The organism is Kitasatospora sp. NPDC038210 (genome assembly GCF_055600605.1).
In genome coordinates this window covers 416,929-440,544 of sequence record NZ_JBVJYK010000001.1, presented here as the reverse complement: position 1 = coordinate 440,544, position 23,616 = coordinate 416,929, and the positions used below count along the sequence as shown (strand labels likewise).

Sequence of the window (23,616 nt, the reverse complement as noted above, 5' to 3'; positions counted from 1 at the left end):
CCTACCTCGCCTCCTGGTCGCTGTCCGGGACCATGGCGGTCCACATCGGTAGCCGCTCGGTCCGCCGCCGCCCCGTGCCGATCGGCCGGGGCGGCCGGTCGTTGCGGCCGCGCGGCGACGCGGGCGGCCCGTCCCAGAGCGTGCCGTCCGTCCGGTCCCGCGGATCGGGGTCGATCAGCACCACACCGATCACCGGTATGCGCTGGTCCGCGAGTTGCCGCGCCACGGTGTGCAGCCATGCGGCGCTGCCGTGGCCGGCCTGCACGACGAGCACGGTCCGGGTGCCGAGGTGGCGCAGGTCGGTCCACGCCGTGCCGGGCGCCACCGAGCCGACGCCGACCCGTCGTTCCTGCGCCGACCCGGCCTCGGCCGTCCCGTCGGCGACCACGGTCGGGGCCCCGGGCCCGGGGCGGCGGTCGGCGAGCTTCGAGCCGGGCAGGCCGTCGACCACGACGACCGGCCCCTCCTCGCCCAGTGCCGCGGCGAGGTCCAGTGCGATCGCGCCCGTGCTGCGCGCACAGCCCAGTTCCAGCAGCGACACCGGCTCCGCGGAGTCGCGCACGCTGCGGAGCAGGGTCGCGGTGAGCCGGCTGCGGGCCCTCCTGGCCCGGCGTCCCTGCCACCGCCGCCCCCGCCGGCGGGGCACCCGGCGCAGTTCCGCGATGACGGAGGCGCCGAGGTTCGCCGCGATCTCCCGGCGCAGCACGGGCCGGTCCGCCACCACCACGCCGACCGCCGACACCGCGAGCCCGAGGACGAGCCCGAGGACGAGCCCGACCACGGCGTCGGTGGCGGCGGTCCTGGCCAGGGAGTGCCGCTCCGCGCGCGGGACGTCCACGATCTGGGTCCCGGCGACGAGCCGGGGCGTACCGACGCTCGCCTCGGCGGCCCGCTGGCCGAAGTCGGTGATCCGCGAGGTGAGTTCGGCCCGGCTGGCGAAGAGCGACTCCAGGTTCGCCGAGGCCTTCGGACCGCTCTGCGGCGTCGCGTCGCCGATCGCCTTGTTGACCTGGGCGAGCTGCTCCTGCAGCCGGTCGCGCTGGTCGAGCAGGCTCTTGGCCTCGGCGGCCGCGGCCTCCTGGATCCGCCGGACGTGGTCGGCGACGAACGCGTCGGCCAGCGCCTTGGCCCGGGCCACCGCCTCCGCGTCGCTGCGGCCCTTCACGGTGATCTGCAGCAGGTTGTTGGTCAGGCCGATGCCCCCGTAGTCCTGCATGAAGTCCTCCGGCTTGTCCGGGGAGCCGAGGGCCTGCAGGGCCTTGCCGGCGATCCCCGTGGTCTGCAGCAGGGCGACGTCGGTGCGGATCAGCGTCCCGGGGTCGTTCGGCTGGTCCGCCTCGTGCGCGACCAGCACCTTGGCCACCGCACTCGGCGGCGCCGGCATCAGCACCGCCGCCGCCGCGCCGAGCAGCAGCCCGATCAGCGCCATGGCGCACCAGAGGCGGCGGCGCCTGCGCACCGCGACCACCAGCGCCTGCAGGTCCAGCAGCGGCGTGGCGGCCGGCGACTCCGACGTCGTACTCGTCGTCACCCCGAACCTCGCCTCGCCTCGTCGCCGACGGCGGCCGGGATCTCGGTCCCGGGCTCGGGCACGGTCTCCGGCTCGGGCGCAGCCGCGGTCTCGGGCTCGGCGCCCTGCGGCGGACGGCCGGCCGGCCGCGCCGGCGCCCGGACCGCGCCGGCGACGACCGCGCCGACGACCTTGTGCCGGGCGTCCGCGCACGCCTCGGCGATGCCGGTGAGCTCGCCCGCGGTCCAGCTGCCCGCGCTGAGCACGACCAGGGCACCGGACTCGTCGTCACGGTCCGGCACCAGCGGCCGGGACACCGACACCCCCACCACCCGCAGCAGCGGATCGCCGCCGGCCTCGGTGACGAGCTGCCCGGCGGCCAGGCGGGCCGTCTCGTCGCCGTCCGGCACGAGGACCAGCAGCCGCTGGGCGGCGGGCAGCCGGTCCCGGAGGCGGGCGCACACCCGCCGGTAGCGGACCTGCCGTCCGGCCTCGTCGCCGGAGGCCTGCGGGGCCGGGACGTCCCACCGGGTGTCGACGCCCAGCAGCCGGCGGAGCCGGGCCAGCGGGCCCCGGCCCTGCGGCCGGTGGACGGGCCGTTCACCGGGGACGTCGACGGTGCCGAGGACGATCGAGCCCAGCGCCGCGGCGATCTCGGGCTCGGTACGCGGGCGGCGGCTCATCCGTGCGGCGGTGAGGTGGCCGATGACGGCGAGGACGAGGAACAGCAGCGCCCCGGCGACGACGAGCTGCATCCGCGTCGGCGGTGCCTCGCCGGTCGGCCGGGCGGCCGGCCCCATGACGACCATGTTGGCCCGGTTCGCGGCCGGGTCGACCTGGTCCAGCTTCTTGACGGCGTCCTGCAGCGCGGTGCGCAGCTTGGCGAGTTCGGTGCGGGTCTGCACGCTCTCCACGGTCTGCCCCGGATCGGCCGCGTCGGCCAGGTCGGTGATGCGCCGGCTGGCCTGCACCACCATCTGCCGCAGCGCCTCGGGCTGGGACGCCGCGGGGTCGGTGCTGTCGCCGGCGATCCGCGCGGCGAAGGTGACGAACTGCTGGGCGACCTGGTCGGAGAGCTGCTGGGCGCGCTCCGGGGTCTCGGCCGTGCCCGAGATCTTGATGATGTTCCCGTCGGCGGCCGTGGCGCTCACCCGGTCCTGCAGCGCGGCGCCGGTGACGCCGCTCCAGCCGAGCGCGGCGGCCGCGCGGTCGACCACCACCGAACTGCTCGCGATCTCCGCCTGGGTCAGCAGCTCGCGCTCCTGCCACGCCCCGGGCAGCAGGACGGACGCCGACGCCGTGAAGCGCGGCGGGAACAGGAAGGACGTGCCGTAGCCGACGAGCGCACCCAGCACGGCGAGGACGGCGAGGAGCCGCCAGCGCCGGCGCAGGATCCGACCGATCGTGACCAGACGTATCGTTTCATCGCTCAACGGCGGGGCCTTCTCCCTGCCCGGTTCGGGCCGCCCGCCGACACCGGCGCCCGACCACGGCAGGCGGCGGCGTACGCGGCGAGCAGCGATCGCTGGGAGTTCCGCCAGGCGAGCGGCCCGTTGATCCGCTCCTGGCCGGTCTTGCCCATCCGGCTGCGCTCCTCCGGATCGTCCAGCAGCCGCGCGATGAGCGCGGCGAACTCGGCCTCGTCGTTCGCGGGCGCGTAGACGGCGGCGTCACCGGCGGAGACCCGCGCCTCCCGGAGGTCGAACGAGACGATCGGCCGCCCCATCACCATGTACTCCAGGACCTTGTTCATGGTCGACACGTCGTTGAGCGGGTTGCGCGGGTCGGGCGAGAGGCAGACGTCGGCGCTGGACAGGTAGCGCACCAGGTCGGCGTCCGGCACCCGCCCGGTGAACTCCACCTGTTCCGAGAGCCCGAGCCGCCGGGACAGCTCCACCATCGCGTCGAAGGTGTCGCCGCCGCCCACGAACACCGCGTGCCAGTCGGTCCGCCCCTGCTCGTCGCGCAGCTTCGCGAGGGCCCGCAAGGCGTAGTCGACGCCGTCCTGCGGGCCCATCACCCCGAGGTAGCACAGCAGATGGGGCTTGCCGCGCTTCAACTCCGGTTCGGGCGGTACCGGTTGGAACCGGTCGGTGTCGGGCGCGCTGCGCACCACGAAGACGTCCTCCGGGCGCCGGCCGCCGCGGCGCAGCGCGACGTCCCGGTAGCTCTCGTTCGTGGCCAGCACGACGTCCGCGGACCGGTAGGTCCACCGTTCCAGCGCGCACACGGCGCGGTGGAGCAGGTCCGCGCCGCGGTCGAACCGGGAGAGGTAGAGCTCGGGCACCAGGTCGTGCTGGTCGAAGACGATCCGCGCCCCGCGCCGCTTCAGCAACAGGGCCGGCAGGAACAGCAGGTCCGGCGGGTTGCAGATGTGGACCACGTCGACCGGGCCGACCCTTCGGGCCAGCCGGGCGGTGTGCCACAGCGCCGATCCGTACTCCTGCAGGTAGCCGGCCGGCCCGCCGGTGGCCGCGCGCAACGGGTAGCGGTGGATGCGCACGCCGTCGATCACCGCTTCCGGCTCGGTGTCCCGCTTGGTGCCCCGCGGGCAGACGACGTGCACCTCCCAGCCCGCGTCGCGCAGTGTCGTGCACTCCTGCCACACCCGCCGGTCGAAGGGCACCGACAGGTTCTCCACCAGGACCAGCGCGCGGCGGCCCGCGCCGTCGCCGCCCGGCCCGCTGAACGACGCGTCACCAAGCAAGGCCCGTGTACCCCGGTTCGGTCCGGCGCACGTCGGCGTCGGGAAGGCGGATGAGGTCGATGATCTCCGGGCCGCCGGCACGGGGCAGCGCCGACAGGACGGCCGGCTCCCTGGTCCCGACCACGCACACCTCGGCGTGTTCGAGCACCTCGTCGACGGACTCCGCGAGCAGCTGCGCGAGGTGCGGCAGCCGGGTCTCGATGTACTCGCGGTTCGCACCGAGCAGTCGGGAGAGGTTCACGTTGGGGTCGTAGATCCGCAGGTCGTAGCCCTTGCCGAAGAGCCGCTCCGCCAGCTCGACGAGCGGGCTCTCGCGCAGGTCGTCGGTGCCGGGCTTGAAGGAGAGGCCGAACAGGCCCACCCGGCGCTTGCCGGTGCGCTCGACCAACTCCACCGCGCGCTGCAGGTGTTCGGCGTTGGAGGGCAGCACGTGGGCGAGGATGGGCACCGCGACGTCGGCCCGCTGCGCCGCGTGCACCAGGCTGCGCAGGTCCTTGGGCAGGCAGGAGCCGCCGAAGGCGAAGCCGGGCCGCAGGTAGGCGGGGCTGACGTTCAGCTTGCGGTCGGCCAGGAAGACGTCGATCACCTGGTGCGAGTCCACCCCGAGCGCCCGGCACACCGCGCCCAGCTCGTTCGCGAAGCCGATCTTGAGGCCGTGGAACGCGTTGTCCGCGTACTTGATCGCCTCGGCCGTCGGGACCGGCACCCGGAACACCTCGCCGGGCAGGCCCTCGTACAGCGCCGCGACCACGTCGCCGCTGGCCGGGTCGAGCTCGCCGATGACGGTCTTGGGCGGGTCGAAGAAGTCCCGCACGCTCGTGCCCTCGCGCAGGAACTCCGGGTTGACGGCGACTCCGAAGTCCACCCCGGCGGTGCCGCCGGCGTACTTCTCCAGGATCGGGACCAGCAGGTTCAGACAGGTGCCCGGGAGCATGGTGCTGCGGAACACGACGGTCTGCCGCCCGCCCCGCTCGGCCACCGCGGCACCGATCTGCTCGGTGACCCGCTCCAGGTAGGTGGTGCACAGGCTGCCGTTGGGCTCCGACGGCGTGCCCACGCAGACCAGCGACACGTCGCTGCCCGTGATCGCCTCGCGGACGTCGGCGGTCGCGCGCAGCGCCCCGGTCCGCACGACCTCGGCGATGAGCTCGCCGATCCGCTCCTCGACCACCGGGGCCTTGCCCTCGTTGACCAGGTCGACCTTCACCTGGTTCACGTCCACCCCGATGACCTCGTGCCCCAGGCTGGCCAGGCACGCGGCCGACACGCAGCCCACGTAGCCGAGCCCCAGGACGCTCACCCTCATGACCCGTTCCTCCCCTCGGGCAGGCCCCTGCGGCCTGCCGTCCGCGCGTCGTCCGGACGACGCCCCCCACCCATCAGTAGGCCCCCTGCCCCTGGAGCACGGCCCGCAGCGTCTTCCACAAGATCACCGTGTCCAGGGCGAGCGACCAGTCCTCCACGTACCGCAGGTCCAGCCGCACCGCCTCCTCCCACGGCAGGTCGCTGCGTCCGCTGATCTGCCACAGGCCGGTGAGCCCGGGCTTGACGAGCAGCCGCCGCCGGATCTCCGGGCCGTACGCCGCGGACTCCTCCGGCAGCGGCGGCCGCGGGCCGACGAGCGACATCGAGCCGGTGAGCACGTTGACGAGCTGCGGGAGCTCGTCCAGCGAGTACCGGCGCAGCACTCCTCCCACCCTGGTCACCCGAGGGTCCCGGCGGAGCTTGAACAGCAGGCCGGCGCCCTCGTTGCGGTCGGCCAGCCCGGCCCGCGCCCGGTCGGCGCCGACGACCATGGTGCGGAACTTGACGATGGTGAACTCGCGGCCGTCCTTGCCGACCCGGTGCTGGCGGTAGAACGCCCCGCCCCGGCTGTCCGCCAGCACCAGCAGCCCGACGAACAGCATCAGCGGCGCGAGGAGGACCAGCAGGACCGCGGCGCCCAGCCGGTCCACGACCTCCTTGACCACCCGGCGCCCGCCGGTGAAGGTCGGCATGCTCACCCGCAGCATCGGGATCCCGAGCACCGCGTCGACGTGCAGCCGCGGGCCGGCCACCTCCATCAGCACGGGCGCCACGACCATCTCGGCGTCGCTGCCTTCGAGGTTCCAGGCCAGCCGCTGCAGCCGGTCCGGCGACCAGTGCGGGTCCGGTGTGATCGCGACGACCCGGTAGCCGTCGCGGCGGACGTGGTTGGCGACGTCCGTCAGCCGCCCGACGACCGGCACGCCGTCCAGCCGGTCGCCGTCGGGCCCGAGACCGTCCGGCGTGCACACCGCCTCCACCCGCCAGCCGAGGTGCGGGAACTTGCGGGTCCGGGCGATCAGGTCGCGCACGGTGGCGACGCTCCCGGCGGCGAGCACCGGGCGCAGGCACAGTCCCTCGTTGCGCTGCTTGTGCAGCCGAAGGCGCAGCAGGTACCGCTCGGTCATGGTGACGAGCGTGATCGCCGGGATGGCGACGAAGATCCAGAGCCTGATGTTGTGCGAGCTGAGGGCGATCCCGCCGAGGGCCAGGACGACGGCCGCCGTGAACAGCGAGCGTCCGAGCCGGCGGAACTCCTCGGCACCCTGCCCGAGCACGGCCGGCGCCCAGGAGCGGGTCACCGTCAGCGCGCCCAGCACCAGCAGTTCGGTGCCGAAGGCCAGGATCCCCCACTTCTCGTGCCAGTTGGCCGCGTCGCGGACCCCGAAGAAGCCCCCGATCGCCGCCACGACGAAGGCGGTGGCCACGGTGTCACTGACGATCACGGTCCGGCGGTACCGCTGCTCCCAGTGGCGCGCGGGCCGCTTGATCGCCCCGTTCCCCGGGCGCCCCCGGGCCGACCGGAACGAGTCGGCTAACTCCCCCTCCTCCACAGCGTTTTCCAGGTCACCAGTGGGTTCGACGTGTTCGCTCCACACGGTTCCTCCCCCCGGGAGGCGCACGCGCCTCCCGCACTGTTCCTCCCCCGGGAGGCACCGCCTCCCGCGCCGCGCTGTTCCTTCCGCAAGGACGCCCCCGCCTCCCCGCGACATGGCAAACCGGTTGTTGCAGCGCTACGTGAACATCCCACCCCGGCGGCAGCGGACCCGTACGTCCCGCCCGCCTCCCGATGCGCGCGGGGACCCGTCGACGGTTGCTCCCGGCACGCCAAGCGCCCTCTCGGGCTCCAAGAATCGATCACCCCCACGTCCGGCGCCGGGGCACGGCGGCTGGCCGTCCGCAGGGCCGGACCCGTAGATCACCATTTGTCCACTCGTGCCCAAACTCGCGAAGCACGGTCAATCTAGAGCATCAGGGCCGCCCGAAGAAGGGGATGTGTGCATCTTGTGCTGAGGCTTCGGAGCTGCATCGGCCGGGCGGCAAGCGACCACGGACGTCCCGACCACCAGGACGTACCCTGTGACCTGTGATGACGGGAGCACTCCGGGTCAGCTCGTCGTGAGCATGGTGACGCCGCGGAAAGGTGGCGCTCAGTTGTCCGGCCGGTGGACCAGGGTGATCCTGCGACGCCGTCGCACGGCCGGTACGCTCGCGCTCTCCCGCAACCCCGGCAGTGCGCCGGCGGCCCGCCGGTACCACCCGCCGTATCGGCCCGCGGCCCACACCGCGGACACGCCGTGGAGCAGCACGCTCAGGCCGACGGTGACCGCGACCACCCGCCCGATCGTCGCCACCGCGGTGATGTGCTCCTCGGCGACGAGGAGGCCGAGCACGATCGAGGCGAGGCCGCGCGGCCCGAACCAGCCGATGTAGAGCACCGTGGGCGGCCGCAGCCCGCTGCCGAGGAGGGCGATGGCCACCGGCACCACCCGCACCACGGTGAGGCTGAGCACGGCGTAGCCGACGATCCGCCAGCTGAGGTGCTCCAACGCCGGGCCGAGCAGCACCGCGCCGAAGAACAGCAGGCTCAGCACGGCCAGCAGGCCGCCCAGGTACTCCGCCAGGTCGGTCGTGTGCCCGTCGTCCGCGGCAGGCTGGCCGGCTGCGGCGGGCGCTTCGGCCCCGGCGGGCCGGCCCGTCCCCAGCCCCTGCGCGAACGCGAAACCGGCCACCCACGCGGCGATGAAACCGCTCCCGTGCGTGACCACGGAGAGCGAGTACGGGGCGAAGGCCACCGCGAGGACGTAGATCTGGCGCCACTCGCCCGTGACCCAGCCGCGCGCCGCCGCCCACCGCAGGAGCCGACCTCCGCCCCAGCCGAGGGCCAGGCCGAACGCGGTGCTGAGCAGGAGCGCGCGCCAGAACGTCCCGCCCACGCCCTCCTCCGCGTAGGAGGTGCCCGGGACGCCGGCCAGGAAGAGGACGAAGAAGGGCAGCACCATGCCGTCGTTCAGTCCGCTCTCCACGTTCAGCGTCTGACGGACCAGTCGCGGCACCCGGGGGTCGGAGATGGCGCTCGCGCCGAGCGCGGCGTCCGTGGGCGCGAGGATCGCACCGACGAGCGCCAGCTCCCAGGCCGTCAGCCCCGGCAGGAGTGGCCAGGCCAGCAGCCAGCCCGCCCCGATGCTGAGCGGCAGGCCGATCCCGAGGAGCCGGCCCGGCAGCGCTCCGCCGGTGCGCAGGTCCCCGAGGCGCACCGACGTGGCGTCGGTGAACAGCACCAGGGTGAGGGCGGCCTCCAGGAGCGCGAGCAGCGGCCCGGCGTCGTGCGCCAGGCTCACCAGGTCGAGGCCGACCGGTCCGATCAGGATCCCGCAGCCGACGAACACCATCGCGGCGGACACCGGCGACCGCGCCAGCCGCGCCGACCCGAGCGCGTACACGGCCACGACACCGGCGACCGCCGCGCCGGTCCAGGCGGTGTCACTCATGACACCGCGTGCTTCCGCCGCATCCGACCCGGATTCCCATCGCTGCTCGCTGTCCCTCGGCGCCGTCGTTGCCCCCACTGTGCTGCACCCCGGCGCACGCGCCCCCGAGCGACACGTACCCGGGCGCCGCGCGGTCCGGAGTCCCCGGCTCCTCGCCGACTGCTCCGTCCGGATGCTGTCCGCTCGACCACCGCCCGAGCTGGCCGTCTACCGATCAGTACGCCTGTGCAATGGCCCTGCCGCGCGCCCGTCCCCCGCGTCGGTCGCCGACGTCCCCCGTCCACACCACCCACTGGAGCCCACCCGTGCGTTCGCCCAGGCTCGTTCTCCTTCCCGTGGCCGTCGCGCTGCCGCTCACCGTGCTGGCCGCGACCGGTACCGCGGTCGCCGCCGCACCGGCGTCGGCGTCCCACCGGGTCCCCGCCGCCTCCGACTGTCCGGACCTCCTCCCGCCGGACGACCCGACCGTCTACTACTGCGGCCGCATGGAACTCGGGCCGGCCGTCCTGCCGACGAACGGGCCGGTCGCGACGATGCTGACGGACTACCGCCGCCTCGGCGGCCTGCAGCCGACCCAGTTCCTCGACTGGTACCGCGACGGCGCCCTGTGGAAGTACCCCGACAACCGGGGCTTCGCGGAACTCAACGGCATCCTCGACATGCAGGACCGGACGATGGAACCGGGCCGGGCCCTGGACCGTTTCGGCGCCGACACCGGCAAGTACCTCGCGGACGGCGGGACTCCGTACGCCAAGCGCGCCCTGCCGCCGGACTCGCTCAACGGCGCCGGCAACAACTACCACTGCTACGAGGTGAACCGGGCCTTCCACGTCCAGGAGGGCCGGATCGCCGCCGCCTTCGCCCAGCCGGGGTTCGGCGAGCAGCAGTGGCTCGATCCCCAGTTCAAGCCGTCGGACTTCGCGGCCTCCGACACGTACAACGTCGCCAACCTCGTCAAGCACGACTACCTGAAGGAGACCGAGCCCCAGCGGTGCGTCTCCGGCCACCATTCCTGAACACGACGCGGCCGGAAGCCGCCCCTGCCGTGAGTCGGACCCGGGGGACGCCCGCCCCGGGGTCCTGACGGCGGCTTCATGGACCGCCCCGCTCCGTTCGCCTCCACCTTCGCCTCCGCGCACACCGCCTCACGTACCCGTGCCACGCCCCGGCCGGGTCGACCCCGGACTCCTGGAAGGCAGGACCATGCAGAAGACCACTCGGCTCGCCGTCGCCCTCGCGACCGCGCTCGCGGCGGCGGCCGTGGGCGCCCCGTCCGTATCCGCCGCGACGCACGGCGGCGGAGGTTACCCGGGCGGCGGGCATCACGCGGTGTTCGTCCAGACGGACAACCCTGCGGGCAACCAGGTCGTCGCCTACCGGCGGGCGGAGGACGGGCAGCTCACGCCGGCCGGGACCTACGACACGCACGGCCTCGGCGGTGTGCTGGACGGCTCGGTCGCCGACCGCCTGGCCTCGCAGGGCTCCCTGACCTACGACCCGCGTCACGCGCTGCTGTTCGCGGTGAACGCCGGGAGCGACACCGTCTCCGTGTTCTCGGTGGACGGTGACCGCCTCGCCCTGCGTCAGGTGATCGGCTCGGGCGGCCGGTTCCCGGTGAGCGTGGCGGTGCACGAGGACGCCGTCTACGTCCTCAACGCCCTGGACGGGGGCTCGATCCAGGGATACACCGTCCGCGACCGCCGCCTGGAAGCGCGGGCCGACCGGAACCGCCCGCTGGGGCTCGACCCGAACGCCACGCCCCAGTTCACCAACACCCCGGGGCAGGTGGGCTTCACCGGTGAGGGCTCCCAGCTCGTGGTCACCACCAAGGCGAACGGCAGCAGCCTGCTGGTCTTCAACCTGGACCGCTCCGGCACCCCCGCCGACACCCCCGTCACCACCACCCTGCCCGGGGCCGTGCCCTTCTCGTTCGTCCCGAACGGCCGGCACGGCCTGTTCCTGACCGAGGCCGGCACCAACGCGGTGGCGACGTTCACGGTCCACCGGGACGGCACCGCGACGCAGGAGGCGTTCGCGGCCACGAACCAGTCCGCCACCTGCTGGATCGTCGCCGTCCGCGACCTCCTGTACGCCTCCAACGCGGGCAGCTCGACCCTCACGGGCGTGCGCACGGCCGACCGGGGCCGCCGGCTGACCGTGCTGGGCAACACGCCCACCGACCCCGGCACCGTCGACGCCGCGGTCTCCTCGAACGGGCACTTCCTCTACGTCCAGACCGGCGTCCACGGCATCCTCGACGAGTTCGCGATCAACGACGACGGCTCCCTCACCGCGCTCGGCTCCCAGACCGTCCCCGGCGCCGTCGGCGGCGAGGGCATCGTCGCGTTCTGACCGGCCCCGCACCGCCGCCCGGCCCGCGGGACCGCTCCCACGGGCCGGGCGGCATGGTTCACGGCTGGACGGTCAGCGCGAACACGTGGATCGCGGGAGCGTCGGGCAACCTGACGGAGCGGATCGTCTTTCCGGGCGCCGCACCCGCCACCTGATCGGCGATCACCCGGTGACGAATGTTGATTCTTCAACTATAGTCTTCTTCGTCGGCCCGCCCGGGCCGCCACCCAGGAGGAGGAACCATGGAGCAGTCCGTCGTCGACAACGCCGAGAAGTCGCGGTTCGAGATCCACGACGACGGTGAACTCGCCGGTTTCGCCGAGTACCACCGCTCCGGCGACGAGATCGCCTTCATCCACACCGAGATCGACCCCCGCTTCGAGGGCCGGGGCCTGGGCGGCAAGCTGGCCCGTACCGCCCTGGACACGGCACGCGAGCAGAAGCTCTCCGTCCTGCCCTACTGCCCCTTCATCCGCGGCTGGATCACCAAGCACCCCGAGTACGCCGACCTCGTCCCTGCCACCCACCGCGCCCGGTTCGGCCTCCCCGCCTGAGCCTCCGGGCGCCGCGGCCGGCCGCCCGGTGTGGCGAGGTCCGCGCAGGACCCCGCCGCACCGGGACGCGGCGTCAGCCGACGGTCAGCCGGAAGGGGCCGGCCAGCACCGAGTAGCCGTCGTTGGCCAGGAAGTACGCGTCGTACGCGCCGGCACCGCCCAGCTTGCCCGTGGAGAAGGTGACCGCGCCGCTCTGGTTCGGCGCGTAGGCCCAGGTCAGCGAGGACCGCGAACCGGGGGTCACGCCCGCCGGGTAGAAGCCGATCCAGTTCTTCGCACCGGCCTGGGAGGCGTTCGGCAGGGTGTAGCGCAGGGTGACGTTGCCGCCGCCGGCCACCGCGTCGAGGTCACCGGTCAGCGTCGGCGTGGTCGAACGGGACGGCGCGAAGGCGGCGTTGAGCGGCGTGGCGTAGGTGTCGTTGGCGGTCAGGCCCGGCAGGCCGAGGGCCGCGTCGATGGTGCGGCCGACGCTGTAGTGGTCGTAGTGCAGCGGGCTGCTGGTGCCGGCCGGGACGGTGCCCTGGGAGCCGACGACGACGGTGGCGAGGTGGTTGTAGGCCTCGGAGTTGCTCTCGTCCCAGGTCAGCAGCAGCAGCGAGCGCTGCTCGGTCCAGGCCGGGGAGGCGAGCACCGGAGCGAGGGTCTGCTGCAGCCAGCCGTCCTGCACCTTCAGGCTGGTGGCGCTGCCGTTGCCGGAGGCCTCGCCGTCGTAGTAGTCGTCGGCGGCGATCCAGGAGAAGTTCGGCGTGGTGGCCGCGGACCGCAGGTCGGTGGTGAGCTGGGTGGTGTCGACGAGGTGCGCGGCGCAGCGGGCCGGGTTGCCGCTGATGTCCGTGTAGTTGATGAACGGCGCGTCGTCGGGCTCGTAGTAGCTGTCGGCGCTCTTGCCGGTGTTGCAGGGGGTGCCCATGCCCTGCTCGTAGGCCTTCCAGGTCTTGCCGGCGTCCTCGATGGTGTCGCCGAGGTTGCGCTGCGGGGAGTTGATGTTGGGGAAGTAGACGGCGCCCTTGGCGTAGGTGTCGCCGCCGGCGATGGCCAGGTAGTTCTCGTCGCTCGGGTGGTAGGTGCCGTGGGAGTCGGTGAGGGTGGCGCCCTGGGACATCAGGCTGTGGATGAACGGCGTGTCCGCCGGGTCGTTCATGATCTGGGTGTAGTCGGTGTTCTCCATCATGACGACGAACACGTGGTCGTAGCCGGGGACGGCGGACGCGGGTGGGGTGAGCGGCGCGGGCGGGGTGACCGGGGTGTCGAGGGTGAGCGAGAGGTTGTCCAGGTAGCCGCTCTCGCTGGAGGTGGACAGGAACTGCGCCTCGACCTGGATCGACCGGGTGCCGGCCGGCACCGCTCCGGTGGCGCTGCGGGAGAGGAACTTGGTGGACAGGCCGCGGTCCGTCGCGGAGACGGTCGGCAGCTTGGCGGTGGCGCCGAGCGGGCGGCCGGCGGCGTCCTGGAAGTGCAGGCTGACGGCGACGTAGCCGCTGTTGACGGTCCAGCCGCCCAGCCAGCCGCCGAGGTTGAAGTGCACGCCGCCGCCGTCGATCGCGGTGGCGGCCGAGGAGACGTCGACGGTCTGCGCCATCGAGCCGTCGCCGAAGTTGCCCGGCCCGAAGAAGGCCTTGCCGGGCGTCCGGCCGTCGTTCGGCAGGCCGAAGGAGGCGACCGAGTGGCACATGGCGTCGATGGCGCCGGCCTGGACGGTCCAGCCGGGGACGGTACTGGCCGCGCTCCAGTCGCCGGTGCAGTAGCCGCCGGCCTCCGCGTCGCCGTTGACGATCAGGTTGCCGCTGCTGCCCGTCGCTCCGGCGGCGGCGGGAGTGGCGACGACCAGTGCGCCGACCAGGGGGAGGGCGGCGAGCAGCCCGCCGATGGTGCTCTTGCGCAGTCGCATGGGGGGTACCTCGTCCCGTGTGAGGGTGGGGGCCATGGCCGTTCGCCATGAGCGGGACATGAGTACCGTTCGCCACTGTCCAGCGGAAGAACGCCGACCAAACTTGACCAGACAACTTCGAGCGCGCGACGCGATCCGGCCGCGTCGGCGGGCGACGGGCCTGACCGGCAGGGTACGACCGAACTGCCCGGCCCCGGGCGGGTTTTCGCTCGGGACCGGGCAGTTCGTCGGGTCAGGACCGGCCGGAGGTTACGGCAGGGTCCAGCGCTGGTTGGCGCCGCCGTTGCAGTCCCAGATCTCCAGCGGGGTGCCGTCGGCGGTGTCCGCCGCCGGGTCGTCGAGGCAGCGGCCGGACTGGGCGCTCCTCAGGGTGCCGTCCGGCTGGGGCGTCCACTGCTGGTTGGCGCCGCCGTTGCAGTCCCACAGCTCGACCGGGCTGCCGTTGGCGGTGGCGGCACCGGTCACGTCGAGGCACTTGCCGTTGTGGGTGAGGGTGTCGTTGGTGCGGGTCCACACCTGCTCGGCGCTGCCGTCGCAGGCCCAGAGCTGCACGGCGGCGCCGCTGGTGCCGGCGGCGGGGCGGGCGCAGGTGCCGGGCAGGGCGGAGGCGATCGGGCCGGTGCGGGTGGTCGGGGCGCCGGGGGTGAGGGCGAAGTTGTCGAACTGGTCGGTCTGGTAGCCCGTCACGCCGAGGCCGGCCCGGCCGTTGGTGAAGGTCGCGTCGGTCGCGGAGCCCACGGCGGTGCCGTCGATGCGCGCGGTGAGCGTCGCGTTGTCCAGGGTGAGCGCGACGGTGTGCCAGCGGCCGGTGCCGAGGGCGGTGGTGGTGCCGCTCGCGAGGGTGGTGAAGTTCCAGCGGGTGTCGCTCTTGTCGATGGACCAGGCGCCGGTGTCGCTCACCCGCAGGTGGTAGGCGTTCAGGCCGTTGTTGTTGCGGCCCTGCTGGTTGACCCGGCCGAGGAGCTCGACGGCGCCCGACTGCTCGAACATCGTGTCGGCGGTGACGGTGTAGTTGGACCAGCTGCCGTCGCCCATCATCGTGTACGGGGCGTTGTACGGCTCGTCCGTCCAGCGGATCGGCGTGGTCGGCGCCATCTGACGCAGGCAGGTGCCGGTGCGGCCGCCGCCGCAGGCCACGGTCTGGAAGGCGCCGTTCATGTCGGTGAAGTACTTCGGCGAGGTGGTCGTGGCCGGGGTGTCGAAGCCGTCCGCGTAGGGCAGCTTCATCGGCGCGGCGGCCGGCGGGGTGGCGGTGCCCTTGCCCTGGCCGGTGGTGGTGGTCACGGTGTAGACCCGGCCGGGCTGCAGGGTGAGGGTGTACGTGCCCTTGGCCGGGGTGACGTCCTGCTGGTGGACGAACCAGTTCGCGGAGTCGGTGGAGCCGAGGTCGGTGGACCAGACGTGGACCTTGCCGGTGGACAGGCCGCCGGTGACGGTGAAGCTCGCGATCTGGGCGGCGGTGGCGTCCAGGGTCTCGATCACGGTGCTGTAGTCGCGGTTGTTCGCCCCCTTCAGCGTGACGTAGCTGCCGTTGGCGCGGGCGCCGCCGAGGTAGCCGCTCGCGGAGTCGATGTAGTGCCAGCCCGGCTTGGCGAACTGGGTGGTGTGCGCGGTGACCCAGGTCGTCTTGCCGATGCTGTAGTTGCCGGACCAGGGCTGGTTGGCGATCGACATGCCGTCGGTGGAGAAGAACAGGTCGGGGTAGAGCGCGGCGATGACCGGCCAGTTGAGGAACGAGGTCATCCTCCCGTCGAGGTAGCCGCGGTTGATGCCGCGCGCCACCGCCGGGGCGCCGCCGTCGGCGTCCTGGGAGCCGTTCTCGCTCGCCCACAGCGGCTTGCCGAGCGCCTGGGCGTTCGCCGTGCTGGGGCACTCGGCGAAGGAGCTCATGTACCCGCAGGGGTAGTGCACGCCGACGATGTCGACGGCGTTCTTGAACGCCGGGTCTCCGGCCATCGCGTCGGCGACGCCCCAGGTGTCGTCGGCGGAGACGACCTTGGTGGCGCCGTAACCGCGGGCGACCAGCGTGCTCTTGAGGTTCTCGTACCAGGCCTTGTCGAAGCCGCGCTCGTTCCAGCCGCCGAGGTAGGAGACGTTCAGGTGGTGCTGGGTGGCGCAGCCCATCCACGACATCAGGTAGTCGACGGAGTCCTGGGACCAGAAGTTTCCGCCGCTGCCGGTGTTGCCGATCCAGCCGGGGGCGCCCCAGGACAGGCCGTAGAACGTGATGTCGGGATTGCGGGCCTTGGCCTGCTCGGCCAGCCACCACTCGTAGCCCTGGTTGCAGTCGACGGTGCCCCGGGTGTGCTCGATGCTGGTCTCGGCGCCGTCGGTGGAGTTGGTGTCGCCGCCGATCTCCAGCTTCAGCACCTGCAGCGAGGCGCCGTAGCCGGGCTTGAACAGGTAGTCCAGCAGCCGGCTGCGCTGGGGCTCCGGGTAGTCCACCAGCAGCCGGGAGTTGCCGCCGCCGCCGGAGATCGCGCCGACCCCGTCGAAGGTGAGGCCCGACTTGGTGCCGTCGATGGTGACGGCGGTGGGGGTGATGGCGGTGGGGGTGGCGGCCTTGGGGTCGGCGGCCCGGGCGGCCGACGGCGCGGTCAGGCCTCCCAGCGCGCCGGCGAGGACGAGCGCCGCGCTCAGCGCGGTGCGCCAGGTCGATGACAGGTGTGGACGGCCCATGGGCGTCTCCTGGGTGGGGAGGGGTGGGGGGACGGTGCCGCTCCGGGTCGGACACCCGCCCAGGGCGTCCGACCCGGCGTTCGGGGGCAGAGCTGGACCGACCCGGCTAGGAGACGGTCCACTCCTGGTTGGGCCGGCCGGCGGACGGCGCGGCCGCGACGGCGGTGGCGGTGCCGAGTGCGAGGGCCGCCAGGGCGGTGACGCCCCGGCGGAACGGGTGGGGTGGGGTGCTCATTCGACTGCTCCTGCTCGTCGGGCCGGGCCGGCAGGGGATGGGGGCCACAGGACCGGGGTCGCGGACGGACCGCCGGGAGGGGCACTGGCGGGTGCATGCCGACCGCCGGGGAGGACAGTAGACCCAGCTTTCAACAACAATCAACAACTTCGAATGAAATACAACGCAACTGGGCAGCATGGCAGGAAGCCGACGATCGATCCGCGCCGCCGGGCAGGTCCGCCCGCCCACCACCGTCATGACCCTGCCACCTGCCATTGACGCCGATCCGGCTTTGCTCGAAGCTGTCCAGGGCGACAACCTACCAACCGGTAAGTTCCTCGAAAACACCGGCGACCTGCCTCGATCCGGGAGATGACACACGATCCAGCGACTCCGAGCACCCCTTGGCCAAGCCGGGAACACGGCGGCATAACGAGACGGTCTCAATAGCTCCCAAGCAGAAACGTGAGCTTGACCCACCTCAGGGTCAGGCGCTTTCTTTTGATCCATCGCGTTTGATTGCGATGCTTCCTGATCGGTTCTGTTGCTTCTCACCGGTCGGTCCCACACCCTCAGGAGCCCCCACCATGCGCCTCTCCCACCGTGCCCGCCTCGCCTCCATCGCCGCACTCAGCCTGGTCACCTCCTTCGGCCTCGCCGCCTGCTCCACCGGGCAGACGTCCTCCAACAGTGCGGACGCCCCCGTCGCGCCGGTGTCCGGCAAGGTCTCGATCACCTACCTGCAGAAGCAGGGTGACCAGCAGTACTTCGTGGACGAGGCCGCCGGTGCCAAGGCCAAGGCCGCCGAGCTGGGCGCCGACCTGAAGGTGGTGAACCTCGGCAACGACGCGAACAAGACGGTCGGCGAGGTCCAGGCCGCGATCGCGCAGAAGAGCAACGGCCTGATCATCGTGGTGCCGGACCCGGCGGTCGGCCCCCAGGTCGTCCAGACGGCCCGGGACGCCAAGGCCGCGCTGCTCACCTCCGACGACCAGGTCTGCGCGAGCGGCCCGGCCCCGGCGCAGTGCGCGGCGACCGACCTGGTGCCGCGGATCGGGTTCTCCGGGCAGCAGATGGGCCAGCAGGTCGGCCAGCGCGCCGCCGAGGAGTTCACCAAGGCCGGATGGAACGCGGGCGACACCCGGATCATCTCCGCCTGGAAGCAGGACGTCACCGTCTGCGGCGACCGCGTGAAGGCCGCCAAGGCCGCCTTCGACCAGGCCGTCCCTGGCGTGCAGCTGATCGACGTCGCCACCGACAACACCCCGACCGGCGCGCAGGACAAGGTGGCCGCCACCATCACCGCCAACCCCGGCGTCAAGCACTGGGTGACGTGGGGCTGCAACGACGAGAACGTGCAGGGCGCCGTCACCGCGCTGCAGAACGCCGGGATCAGCCCGAACGACATCGACGGCGTCGGCCTGGGTGCCTACCTGGCGTGCAAGGACTGGGCCTCCGGCAAGCCCTCCGGCATGAAGGCCGCCCTGTTCATCAACGGCAAGGACGTCGGCGCCCTGTCGGTGCAGACCATGGTCGACAAGCTCAAGAACGGCAAGGACTTCCCGAAGGAGGCCTTCGCCCCCACCAAGATGGTCGACGCCGCCACCTGGCAGTCCGCGGGCGTGTCCTGCAGCTGACGCCGCGTCGAGCCGCCGGTGCGGCGGGCGGGCACCGACCCGCCGCACCGGCGCCGCTCCCGGAGACCCGTACGCGCGTCCGCCGCGCCGCCCGGAGACCGTACGCCCGGCTCCCCAGACCGTACGCACCGCACTGCCAGCGAGGCCCCGATGACCACACCCGCACCGTCCCCCCTCCCGCCGCCGAGCGGCTCCCCCGGCCTGAGCGCCGAGGGCGTGTCCAAGCGCTTCGGCTCCGTCCAGGCGCTGAAGGACGTCACCCTCACCTTCCCGCCCGGCCGGGTCACCGCCCTGATGGGCGAGAACGGCGCCGGGAAGTCCACCCTGCTGCGCATCCTCACCGGCGACCACCTCCCCACCGAGGGGCGCGTCCTGCTCGACGGCGAGGGCGTGGACCTGCACTCCCCGCAGGACGCCCGCCGCGCCGGGATCCGGATCATCCCGCAGGAACCCGAGATCATCCCGCACGTCCCGGTCGCCGAGAACGTCTACGCCGGCTCGCTTCCCCGCCGGGCCGGCCGTCGCCTGGACCGCGCCGAGCTGCGCCGCCGGATCACCGCGGACCTGGCCCGCCTCGGCTTCGAGAAGGTCCTCGACCCCGACCTTCTCGGCTCCGAACTGACCGCCGCCCAACGCCAGTTGGTCGAGATCATGCGGGCGCTGACCGGCGCCGTCGCCCCGCGGGCGATCGCCTTCGACGAGCCGACCTCCTCGCTCTCCGAGCACGAGGTCGAGGCCCTGTTCGCCCTGATCGGACGGCTGCGCGACGAGGGCATCGCGGTCGTCTACGTCTCGCACCGGATGAAGGAGATCTTCCGGCTCGCCGACCGCATCGCGGTGCTGCGCGACGGCCAGGTCGCCGGGGTCGTGGAGGCCGCCGACACCGACGAGGGCGAGCTGGTCCGCCTGATGGTCGGCCGGGACCTCTCCTCCCTCTTCGTCCGCCAGCAGGTCGCCACCGACCGCGTCGTCCTGGACGTCCGGGACCTCACCACCGACGACGTGCACGGGGTCAGCCTGACGGTCCGGGCCGGCGAGGTCGTCGCCCTGGCCGGCCTGATCGGCGCCGGACGCTCCGAACTCGCCCTCGCCCTGGCCGGCGACGCCCCGATCCGCTCCGGCACGGTCGCCCTCAACGGCGAGATCGTGCGACTGAAGGACCCGCGCGCCGCCATCGCCGCCGGCATCGGCCTGGCCCCCGAGGAGCGCAAGGCCCAGGCCCTGTTCCTGCAGCGCACGATCCGCGACAACACCTCGCTGGTCAGCCTGCGCCGGATCAGCCGCCGGCGCTTCGTGAAGCACCGCCAGGAGAAGGCCCTCGCCCAGGAGTACGCCGACCGGCTGCGGGTGCGCGCCCCCTCCATCGAGGCCGAGGTCCGCACCCTGTCCGGCGGCAACCAGCAGAAGGTCGTGCTCGCCCGCTGGCTCGCCCGCAAGCCCGACCTGCTGATCCTCGACGAACCCACCCGCGGCGTCGACATCGGCGCCAAGGCCGAGATCTACCAGATCGTCGCCGACCTCGCCCGCGAGGGCACCGCCGTCCTGGTCATCTCCTCCGAACTGCCCGAAGTCCTCGGCCTCGCCGACCGGGTCGTGGTGATGCAGAACGGCCGCACGACCGGCGAACTGACCCGTGACCAGGCGACGGAAGAGGCCATCCTCGCCCTCGCCATGGCCGACGACCTCGCCACCACCACCCCCGCCCAGACCGGAGAGACCCGATGACCACCGCCACTCCCCCGACCGCCCCGGCGCCGGACGCCGGGGCCGTGCCCGTCCGGTCCGGCGGCCCGCGCGCCCTGCTCACCGCGGTCGGCGGCCAGAACCTCAGCCTGATCGGCGCCCTCGTCGCCGTCGTCGCCCTGTTCGGCTCGCTCAACTCCAACTTCGTCGGCTGGGACAACATCCAGGTCATCGCCGAGGCCGCCACCATCTCGGGCCTGCTGGCCGTCGTCCAGACCGTCGTGATCATCTGCGGTGGCCTCGACATCTCGGTCGGCTCCCAGGCCGGCCTGGCCTCCGTGACCAGCGCCATGGTCTTCACCTCCACCGGCGCGAACCCGTACCTCGGCATCGGCGCCGCGCTCGCCATCGGCGCCGGCATCGGCCTGTTCAACGGCGTCGTCATCATCTACGGCCGGGTCAACCCGACCATCGCCACCCTCGCCGGCCTCGCCGCCTACAAGGGCGTCGCCCAGCTGGTCTCGGACGGCCGCGCCCAGGGCTACGTGCTCAACGACCCGGTCTTCGTCTTCCTCAGCCGCGGCAAGATCGCCGGCCTGCCCACCATGGTCTGGCTGCTGCTCCTCACCGCCGCCGCCGTGCACGTCCTGCTCACGTACACCGACATCGGCCGCAACATCTACGCGATCGGCGGCAACGACACCGCCGCCCGCCTGGCCGGCATCAACCTCAACAAGTACCTGATCGCCGCCTACGCCCTCTCCGGCACCGTCGCGGCCCTGGCCGGCGTCCTGCTCACCGCCCGCACCGGCAGCGGCCAGCCGGTGTCCGGCAGCGAGGGTCTGGAGCTGCAGTCGATCACCGCCGCGGCGCTCGGCGGCTGCGCCCTCAAGGGCGGCAAGGGCAGCATCGGCGGCACCCTGCTCGCCGTCGCGCTGCTCGGCGCGCTGCAGAACGGCCTCACCGTCCAGGGCATCAACGCCTTCTGGCAGAACGTCGCCCAGGGCACCCTGCTGGTCGCCGCCGTCGTCATCCAGCAGCGCCGCAACCGCGAGCGGGCCGTCGGCCTGCCCGCCTGACCCACGAGCCCCCGTGCGGCGGGGCACCGCACCGCACCGCCGCACGGGAACCAGCCCCCCCCATGACGTCCGCCCAGGCCGTGCCCTGGCCCGACCCGCCGCACAGTGGCAGCGGGTCGGACCCGGCCGACGGCGGAACGAGCGGTCGGCCGCCGAGGGTCGGCCGGACCGCGACCGGAACTGCCGGTGCCACCCCTGCTCGTGGCACCGGCAGTTCCGCGCTTCCCCGGCCGGGGCGGCAGGGCCGCACCGGCCACGGGTCCGCCGACGGGGCGTGGGAAGCACCGGCGCCCTGGGATACTGGATCATGTCGCGACCGGACGCGGCCCGGTCGTCGACGCGGACGCTCCGGCCGACCCGTCCCGCCCCGGGCGGTCACACGCGTTCGTCCACGACCCTGGCAGGGTCGACCCACCGGAAGGAAGCGGGAGCGACCAGGCACCCGTTCGATCGAAAGGGCCTCCGTGGCTGATCAGAGTTTGCTCGCCCCGCAGCGCCAGGCGCTGATCCTGGAGGCCATCCGCAAGGCCGGGGCGGTGCGCGTCGCCGAGCTGGTCGAGCAGTTCGGCGTCTCGGACATGACGATCCGCCGCGACCTGGACGCGCTGGTGCGTCAGGGCGCCGTGCAGAAGGTGCACGGCGGTGCCATCGCGGTGGGCACCGCGAGCACGTACGAGCCCGGCTTCGACGTCAAGTCCGAGCTGGAGGAGAGCACCAAGGCCGCCCTCGCGGACGCGGCGGCGCAGCTCGTGGAACCCGGCAGCGTGGTCGCGCTGTCCGCGGGCACCACCACCTACGCGGTCGCCTCCCGGCTGCTGGAGATCCCGCAGCTGACGGTCGTCACCAACTCCCTGCGGATCGCGGACCTGCTGTGGGCAGCGGAGAGCGACGGGAGGGAGACCGTCCCGTCGCTGCTGGTGACCGGCGGGGCTCCGACCCGCTCCGCGGCCCTGGTGGGGGCGCTCGCGGACCAGACGATCCGCACCCTCCACGTGGACCTGCTCATCCTCGGCGTGCACGGCGTCAGCGAGCACGCCGGGCTCACCACGCCCAACCTGGCCGAGGCCCAGACCAACCGGGCGCTGATCGCCTCCGCCCGCCGCACCGTCGTGGTCGCCGACCACACCAAGTGGGGCGTCGTCGGCCTGAGCAGCTTCGCGGCCCTCACGGAGGTCGACTGCTTCATCACCGACGACGCCCTTCCGGCGGCGGCCCGCAACGCGCTCGCCGACGCCGTCGGGGAGCTCGTCGTGGTGCCGGCCGCCGGCTGACCGGGCGGCCGCGTGCCGCGTCCGGTCAGGCCAGCCGGCGCGCCCCTGCCGAGGGCACCGCGGTGAAGGCCACCGGGTCGGCGTAGCCCGCCGTGCGGAAGGCCGACCGCACGGCCTCCGCGACCGGGTCCGCATCGGCCGCCCCGACCAGGGCGATGACGGAACCGCCGAAGCCGCCGCCGGTCATCCGGGCGCCCAGCGCACCGGCGGCCACGGCGGCCTCGACCGCGAGGTCCGTCTCGTCGCAGGAGACCCGGAAGTCGTCGCGCAGCGAGGCGTGTCCGGCCGTCAGGACCGGCCCCAGCGCGGCGATCCGGCCGCCGTCCAGGTGCTCGATCGTGTCGAGCACCCGCTGGTCCTCGGTGACCACGTGCCGTACCAGACGGGCGAGGTCCTCGGGCAGGCGCTCCAGGGCGGCGCTGAGGCCGGCCGCCGGCAGGTCGCGCAGCGCGTCCAGGCCGAGCAGCTCGGCGGCACGCTCGCAGCCGGCCCGCAGGGCGGCGTAGGCGCCGTCGCCGAGGTCGTGCTTGACCCGGGTGTCGATCACCAGCAGCCGGAGCCCGGCCGCCTCCAGGTCGAGCGGGACGTGCCGCTGCTCCAGCGTCCGGGTGTCCAGGAACAGCGCGGCGCCGTCCGTGCAGCAGGCGGAGGCCATCTGGTCCATCACGCCGCAGGGCACGCCGACGAAGGCGTTCTCGGCCCGCTGGGCGAGCAGGGCGAGCTCCGGCGCGGACAGGCCGAGCCCGTAGAGGTCGTTCAGGGCCGCCGCGGTGGCGCACTCCAGGGCGGCGGAGGAGGAGAGCCCGGCTCCGGTCGGCACGTCGCTGTCGAAGAACAGGTCGGCGCCGCCGACCGCGTGTCCGGCCTCGGCGAGGGCCCAGAACACGCCGGCCGGGTAGGCGGCCCAGCTGGTGACCACGCCGGGGGTCAGGCCGTCCGTCGCGAGATCGGTGACCGTGCCGTCGCCCTGGGCGCTGTACAGCCGCACCCGGCCGTCCTCGCGGCGGCGGGCGGTGACCTCGACGCGGTGCGGGAGGGCGATCGGCAGGACGAACCCGTCGTTGTAGTCGGTGTGCTCGCCGATCAGGTTCACGCGGCCGGGCGCGGCCCACACACCGCTCGGCCGGGAGCCGTGGACGGCCTCGAAGTCGGTGGCGGCCTGGTCGGTCATCTGTGCGGCTCCCGTGCGTCGCGCTGGTGTCGTGCCCGCTCCCGCCGGGGCCTGCATCGGCAGGCGGGAGCT

Annotated in this window: 17 protein-coding genes; 7 read left to right on the top strand and 10 right to left on the bottom strand. The window is 73.2% G+C overall.

All coding sequences use genetic code 11. The annotated features are described in order from the left end of the window. Window position 1: 1 nt before the first annotated feature. From ACZ7KX_RS01865 to ACZ7KX_RS01840, 6 genes are all read right to left on the bottom strand, one after another. A complete protein-coding gene (locus ACZ7KX_RS01865) occupies window positions 2-1,531 on the bottom strand; it encodes a Wzz/FepE/Etk N-terminal domain-containing protein (protein ID WP_470324776.1) in 1,530 nt (509 codons plus the stop codon). Then, window positions 1,528-2,943, bottom strand: coding sequence for a Wzz/FepE/Etk N-terminal domain-containing protein (locus ACZ7KX_RS01860; RefSeq protein ID WP_470324775.1), 1,416 nt, complete (start codon window positions 2,941-2,943; stop codon window positions 1,528-1,530). Before ACZ7KX_RS01860 ends, ACZ7KX_RS01865 begins: the two co-directional genes overlap by 4 nt. Next, entirely contained in the window at window positions 2,940-4,217 is a 1,278-nt protein-coding gene (locus ACZ7KX_RS01855) for a glycosyltransferase family 4 protein (protein WP_470324774.1), read from the bottom strand. Before ACZ7KX_RS01855 ends, ACZ7KX_RS01860 begins: the two co-directional genes overlap by 4 nt. Next, window positions 4,207-5,523, bottom strand: a complete 1,317-nt coding sequence (locus ACZ7KX_RS01850; protein WP_470324773.1) for a nucleotide sugar dehydrogenase — start codon at window positions 5,521-5,523, stop codon at window positions 4,207-4,209. Before ACZ7KX_RS01850 ends, ACZ7KX_RS01855 begins: the two co-directional genes overlap by 11 nt. Window positions 5,524-5,596: 73 nt before the next feature. Beyond that, window positions 5,597-7,075 (bottom strand): sugar transferase, encoded by a 1,479-nt coding sequence (locus ACZ7KX_RS01845; protein WP_396550309.1) that lies wholly within the window; start codon window positions 7,073-7,075, stop codon window positions 5,597-5,599. Between the two features lie 597 nt (window positions 7,076-7,672). Next, entirely contained in the window at window positions 7,673-9,013 is a 1,341-nt protein-coding gene (locus ACZ7KX_RS01840) for a cation:proton antiporter (RefSeq protein ID WP_470324772.1), read from the bottom strand. A 305-nt stretch (window positions 9,014-9,318) separates the two neighbouring features. Between ACZ7KX_RS01840 and ACZ7KX_RS01835 the strand changes: the two genes are divergently transcribed. The 3 genes from ACZ7KX_RS01835 (at window position 9,319) to ACZ7KX_RS01825 (ending at window position 11,919) form a co-directional block, all read left to right on the top strand. Next, a complete protein-coding gene (locus ACZ7KX_RS01835; RefSeq protein ID WP_470324771.1) occupies window positions 9,319-10,029 on the top strand; it encodes a TNT domain-containing protein in 711 nt (236 codons plus the stop codon). A gap of 187 nt (window positions 10,030-10,216) precedes the next feature. Beyond that, the gene (locus tag ACZ7KX_RS01830; protein ID WP_470324770.1) at window positions 10,217-11,365 is read left to right on the top strand and encodes a lactonase family protein; all 1,149 of its coding nucleotides are present in this window, start codon (window positions 10,217-10,219) and stop codon (window positions 11,363-11,365) included. Window positions 11,366-11,607: 242 nt separating this feature from the next. Then, window positions 11,608-11,919, top strand: coding sequence for a GNAT family N-acetyltransferase (locus ACZ7KX_RS01825; protein WP_470324769.1), 312 nt, complete (start codon window positions 11,608-11,610; stop codon window positions 11,917-11,919). A gap of 73 nt (window positions 11,920-11,992) precedes the next feature. Here the strand turns inward: ACZ7KX_RS01825 and ACZ7KX_RS01820 are convergent, their stop codons facing one another. The 3 genes from ACZ7KX_RS01820 to ACZ7KX_RS01810 all read right to left on the bottom strand — a co-directional run bounded on the left by ACZ7KX_RS01820 (window position 11,993) and on the right by ACZ7KX_RS01810 (window position 16,721). Further along, a complete protein-coding gene (locus ACZ7KX_RS01820) occupies window positions 11,993-13,807 on the bottom strand; it encodes an alkaline phosphatase family protein (protein ID WP_470324768.1) in 1,815 nt (604 codons plus the stop codon). Between the two features lie 249 nt (window positions 13,808-14,056). Then, window positions 14,057-16,486: a ricin-type beta-trefoil lectin domain protein gene (locus tag ACZ7KX_RS01815; RefSeq protein WP_470324767.1), complete on the bottom strand. Its 2,430-nt coding sequence runs from the start codon at window positions 16,484-16,486 to the stop codon at window positions 14,057-14,059. A 106-nt stretch (window positions 16,487-16,592) separates the two neighbouring features. Continuing rightward, window positions 16,593-16,721, bottom strand: a complete 129-nt coding sequence (locus ACZ7KX_RS01810; protein WP_470324766.1) for a hypothetical protein — start codon at window positions 16,719-16,721, stop codon at window positions 16,593-16,595. Window positions 16,722-17,290: 569 nt separating this feature from the next. Between ACZ7KX_RS01810 and ACZ7KX_RS01805 the strand changes: the two genes are divergently transcribed. The 4 genes from ACZ7KX_RS01805 (at window position 17,291) to ACZ7KX_RS01790 (ending at window position 22,373) form a co-directional block, all read left to right on the top strand. Beyond that, on the top strand, window positions 17,291-18,340 hold the full coding sequence (locus tag ACZ7KX_RS01805; RefSeq protein WP_470324765.1) for a substrate-binding domain-containing protein: 1,050 nt from the start codon (window positions 17,291-17,293) through the stop codon (window positions 18,338-18,340). A gap of 150 nt (window positions 18,341-18,490) precedes the next feature. Continuing rightward, window positions 18,491-20,065: a sugar ABC transporter ATP-binding protein gene (locus tag ACZ7KX_RS01800; protein ID WP_470324764.1), complete on the top strand. Its 1,575-nt coding sequence runs from the start codon at window positions 18,491-18,493 to the stop codon at window positions 20,063-20,065. After that, window positions 20,062-21,102, top strand: a complete 1,041-nt coding sequence (locus ACZ7KX_RS01795; RefSeq protein ID WP_470324763.1) for an ABC transporter permease — start codon at window positions 20,062-20,064, stop codon at window positions 21,100-21,102. The genes ACZ7KX_RS01800 and ACZ7KX_RS01795 overlap by 4 nt, the downstream gene beginning before the upstream one ends. 464 nt (window positions 21,103-21,566) lie before the next feature. Further along, window positions 21,567-22,373, top strand: coding sequence for a DeoR/GlpR family DNA-binding transcription regulator (locus tag ACZ7KX_RS01790; protein ID WP_470324762.1), 807 nt, complete (start codon window positions 21,567-21,569; stop codon window positions 22,371-22,373). A 25-nt stretch (window positions 22,374-22,398) separates the two neighbouring features. Here the strand turns inward: ACZ7KX_RS01790 and galK are convergent, their stop codons facing one another. Next, window positions 22,399-23,544: a galactokinase gene (gene galK, locus ACZ7KX_RS01785; protein ID WP_470324761.1), complete on the bottom strand. Its 1,146-nt coding sequence runs from the start codon at window positions 23,542-23,544 to the stop codon at window positions 22,399-22,401. Between the last annotated feature and the right edge of the window lie 72 nt (window positions 23,545-23,616).

Bases quoted from the DNA above. Each gene is read 5' to 3' on its own strand.
- galK (WP_470324761.1), bottom strand. From the start codon at position 23,544: ATGACCGACCAGGCCGCCACCGACTTCGAGGCCGTCCACGGCTCCCGG.
- ACZ7KX_RS01820 (WP_470324768.1), bottom strand. From the start codon at position 13,807: ATGCGACTGCGCAAGAGCACCATCGGCGGGCTGCTCGCCGCCCTCCCC.
- ACZ7KX_RS01815 (WP_470324767.1), bottom strand. From the start codon at position 16,486: ATGGGCCGTCCACACCTGTCATCGACCTGGCGCACCGCGCTGAGCGCG.
- ACZ7KX_RS01830 (WP_470324770.1), top strand. From the start codon at position 10,217: ATGCAGAAGACCACTCGGCTCGCCGTCGCCCTCGCGACCGCGCTCGCG.
- ACZ7KX_RS01825 (WP_470324769.1), top strand. From the start codon at position 11,608: ATGGAGCAGTCCGTCGTCGACAACGCCGAGAAGTCGCGGTTCGAGATC.
- ACZ7KX_RS01800 (WP_470324764.1), top strand. From the start codon at position 18,491: ATGACCACACCCGCACCGTCCCCCCTCCCGCCGCCGAGCGGCTCCCCC.
- ACZ7KX_RS01810 (WP_470324766.1), bottom strand. From the start codon at position 16,721: ATGAGCACCCCACCCCACCCGTTCCGCCGGGGCGTCACCGCCCTGGCG.
- ACZ7KX_RS01795 (WP_470324763.1), top strand. From the start codon at position 20,062: ATGACCACCGCCACTCCCCCGACCGCCCCGGCGCCGGACGCCGGGGCC.
- ACZ7KX_RS01805 (WP_470324765.1), top strand. From the start codon at position 17,291: ATGCGCCTCTCCCACCGTGCCCGCCTCGCCTCCATCGCCGCACTCAGC.
- ACZ7KX_RS01850 (WP_470324773.1), bottom strand. From the start codon at position 5,523: ATGAGGGTGAGCGTCCTGGGGCTCGGCTACGTGGGCTGCGTGTCGGCC.
- ACZ7KX_RS01840 (WP_470324772.1), bottom strand. From the start codon at position 9,013: ATGAGTGACACCGCCTGGACCGGCGCGGCGGTCGCCGGTGTCGTGGCC.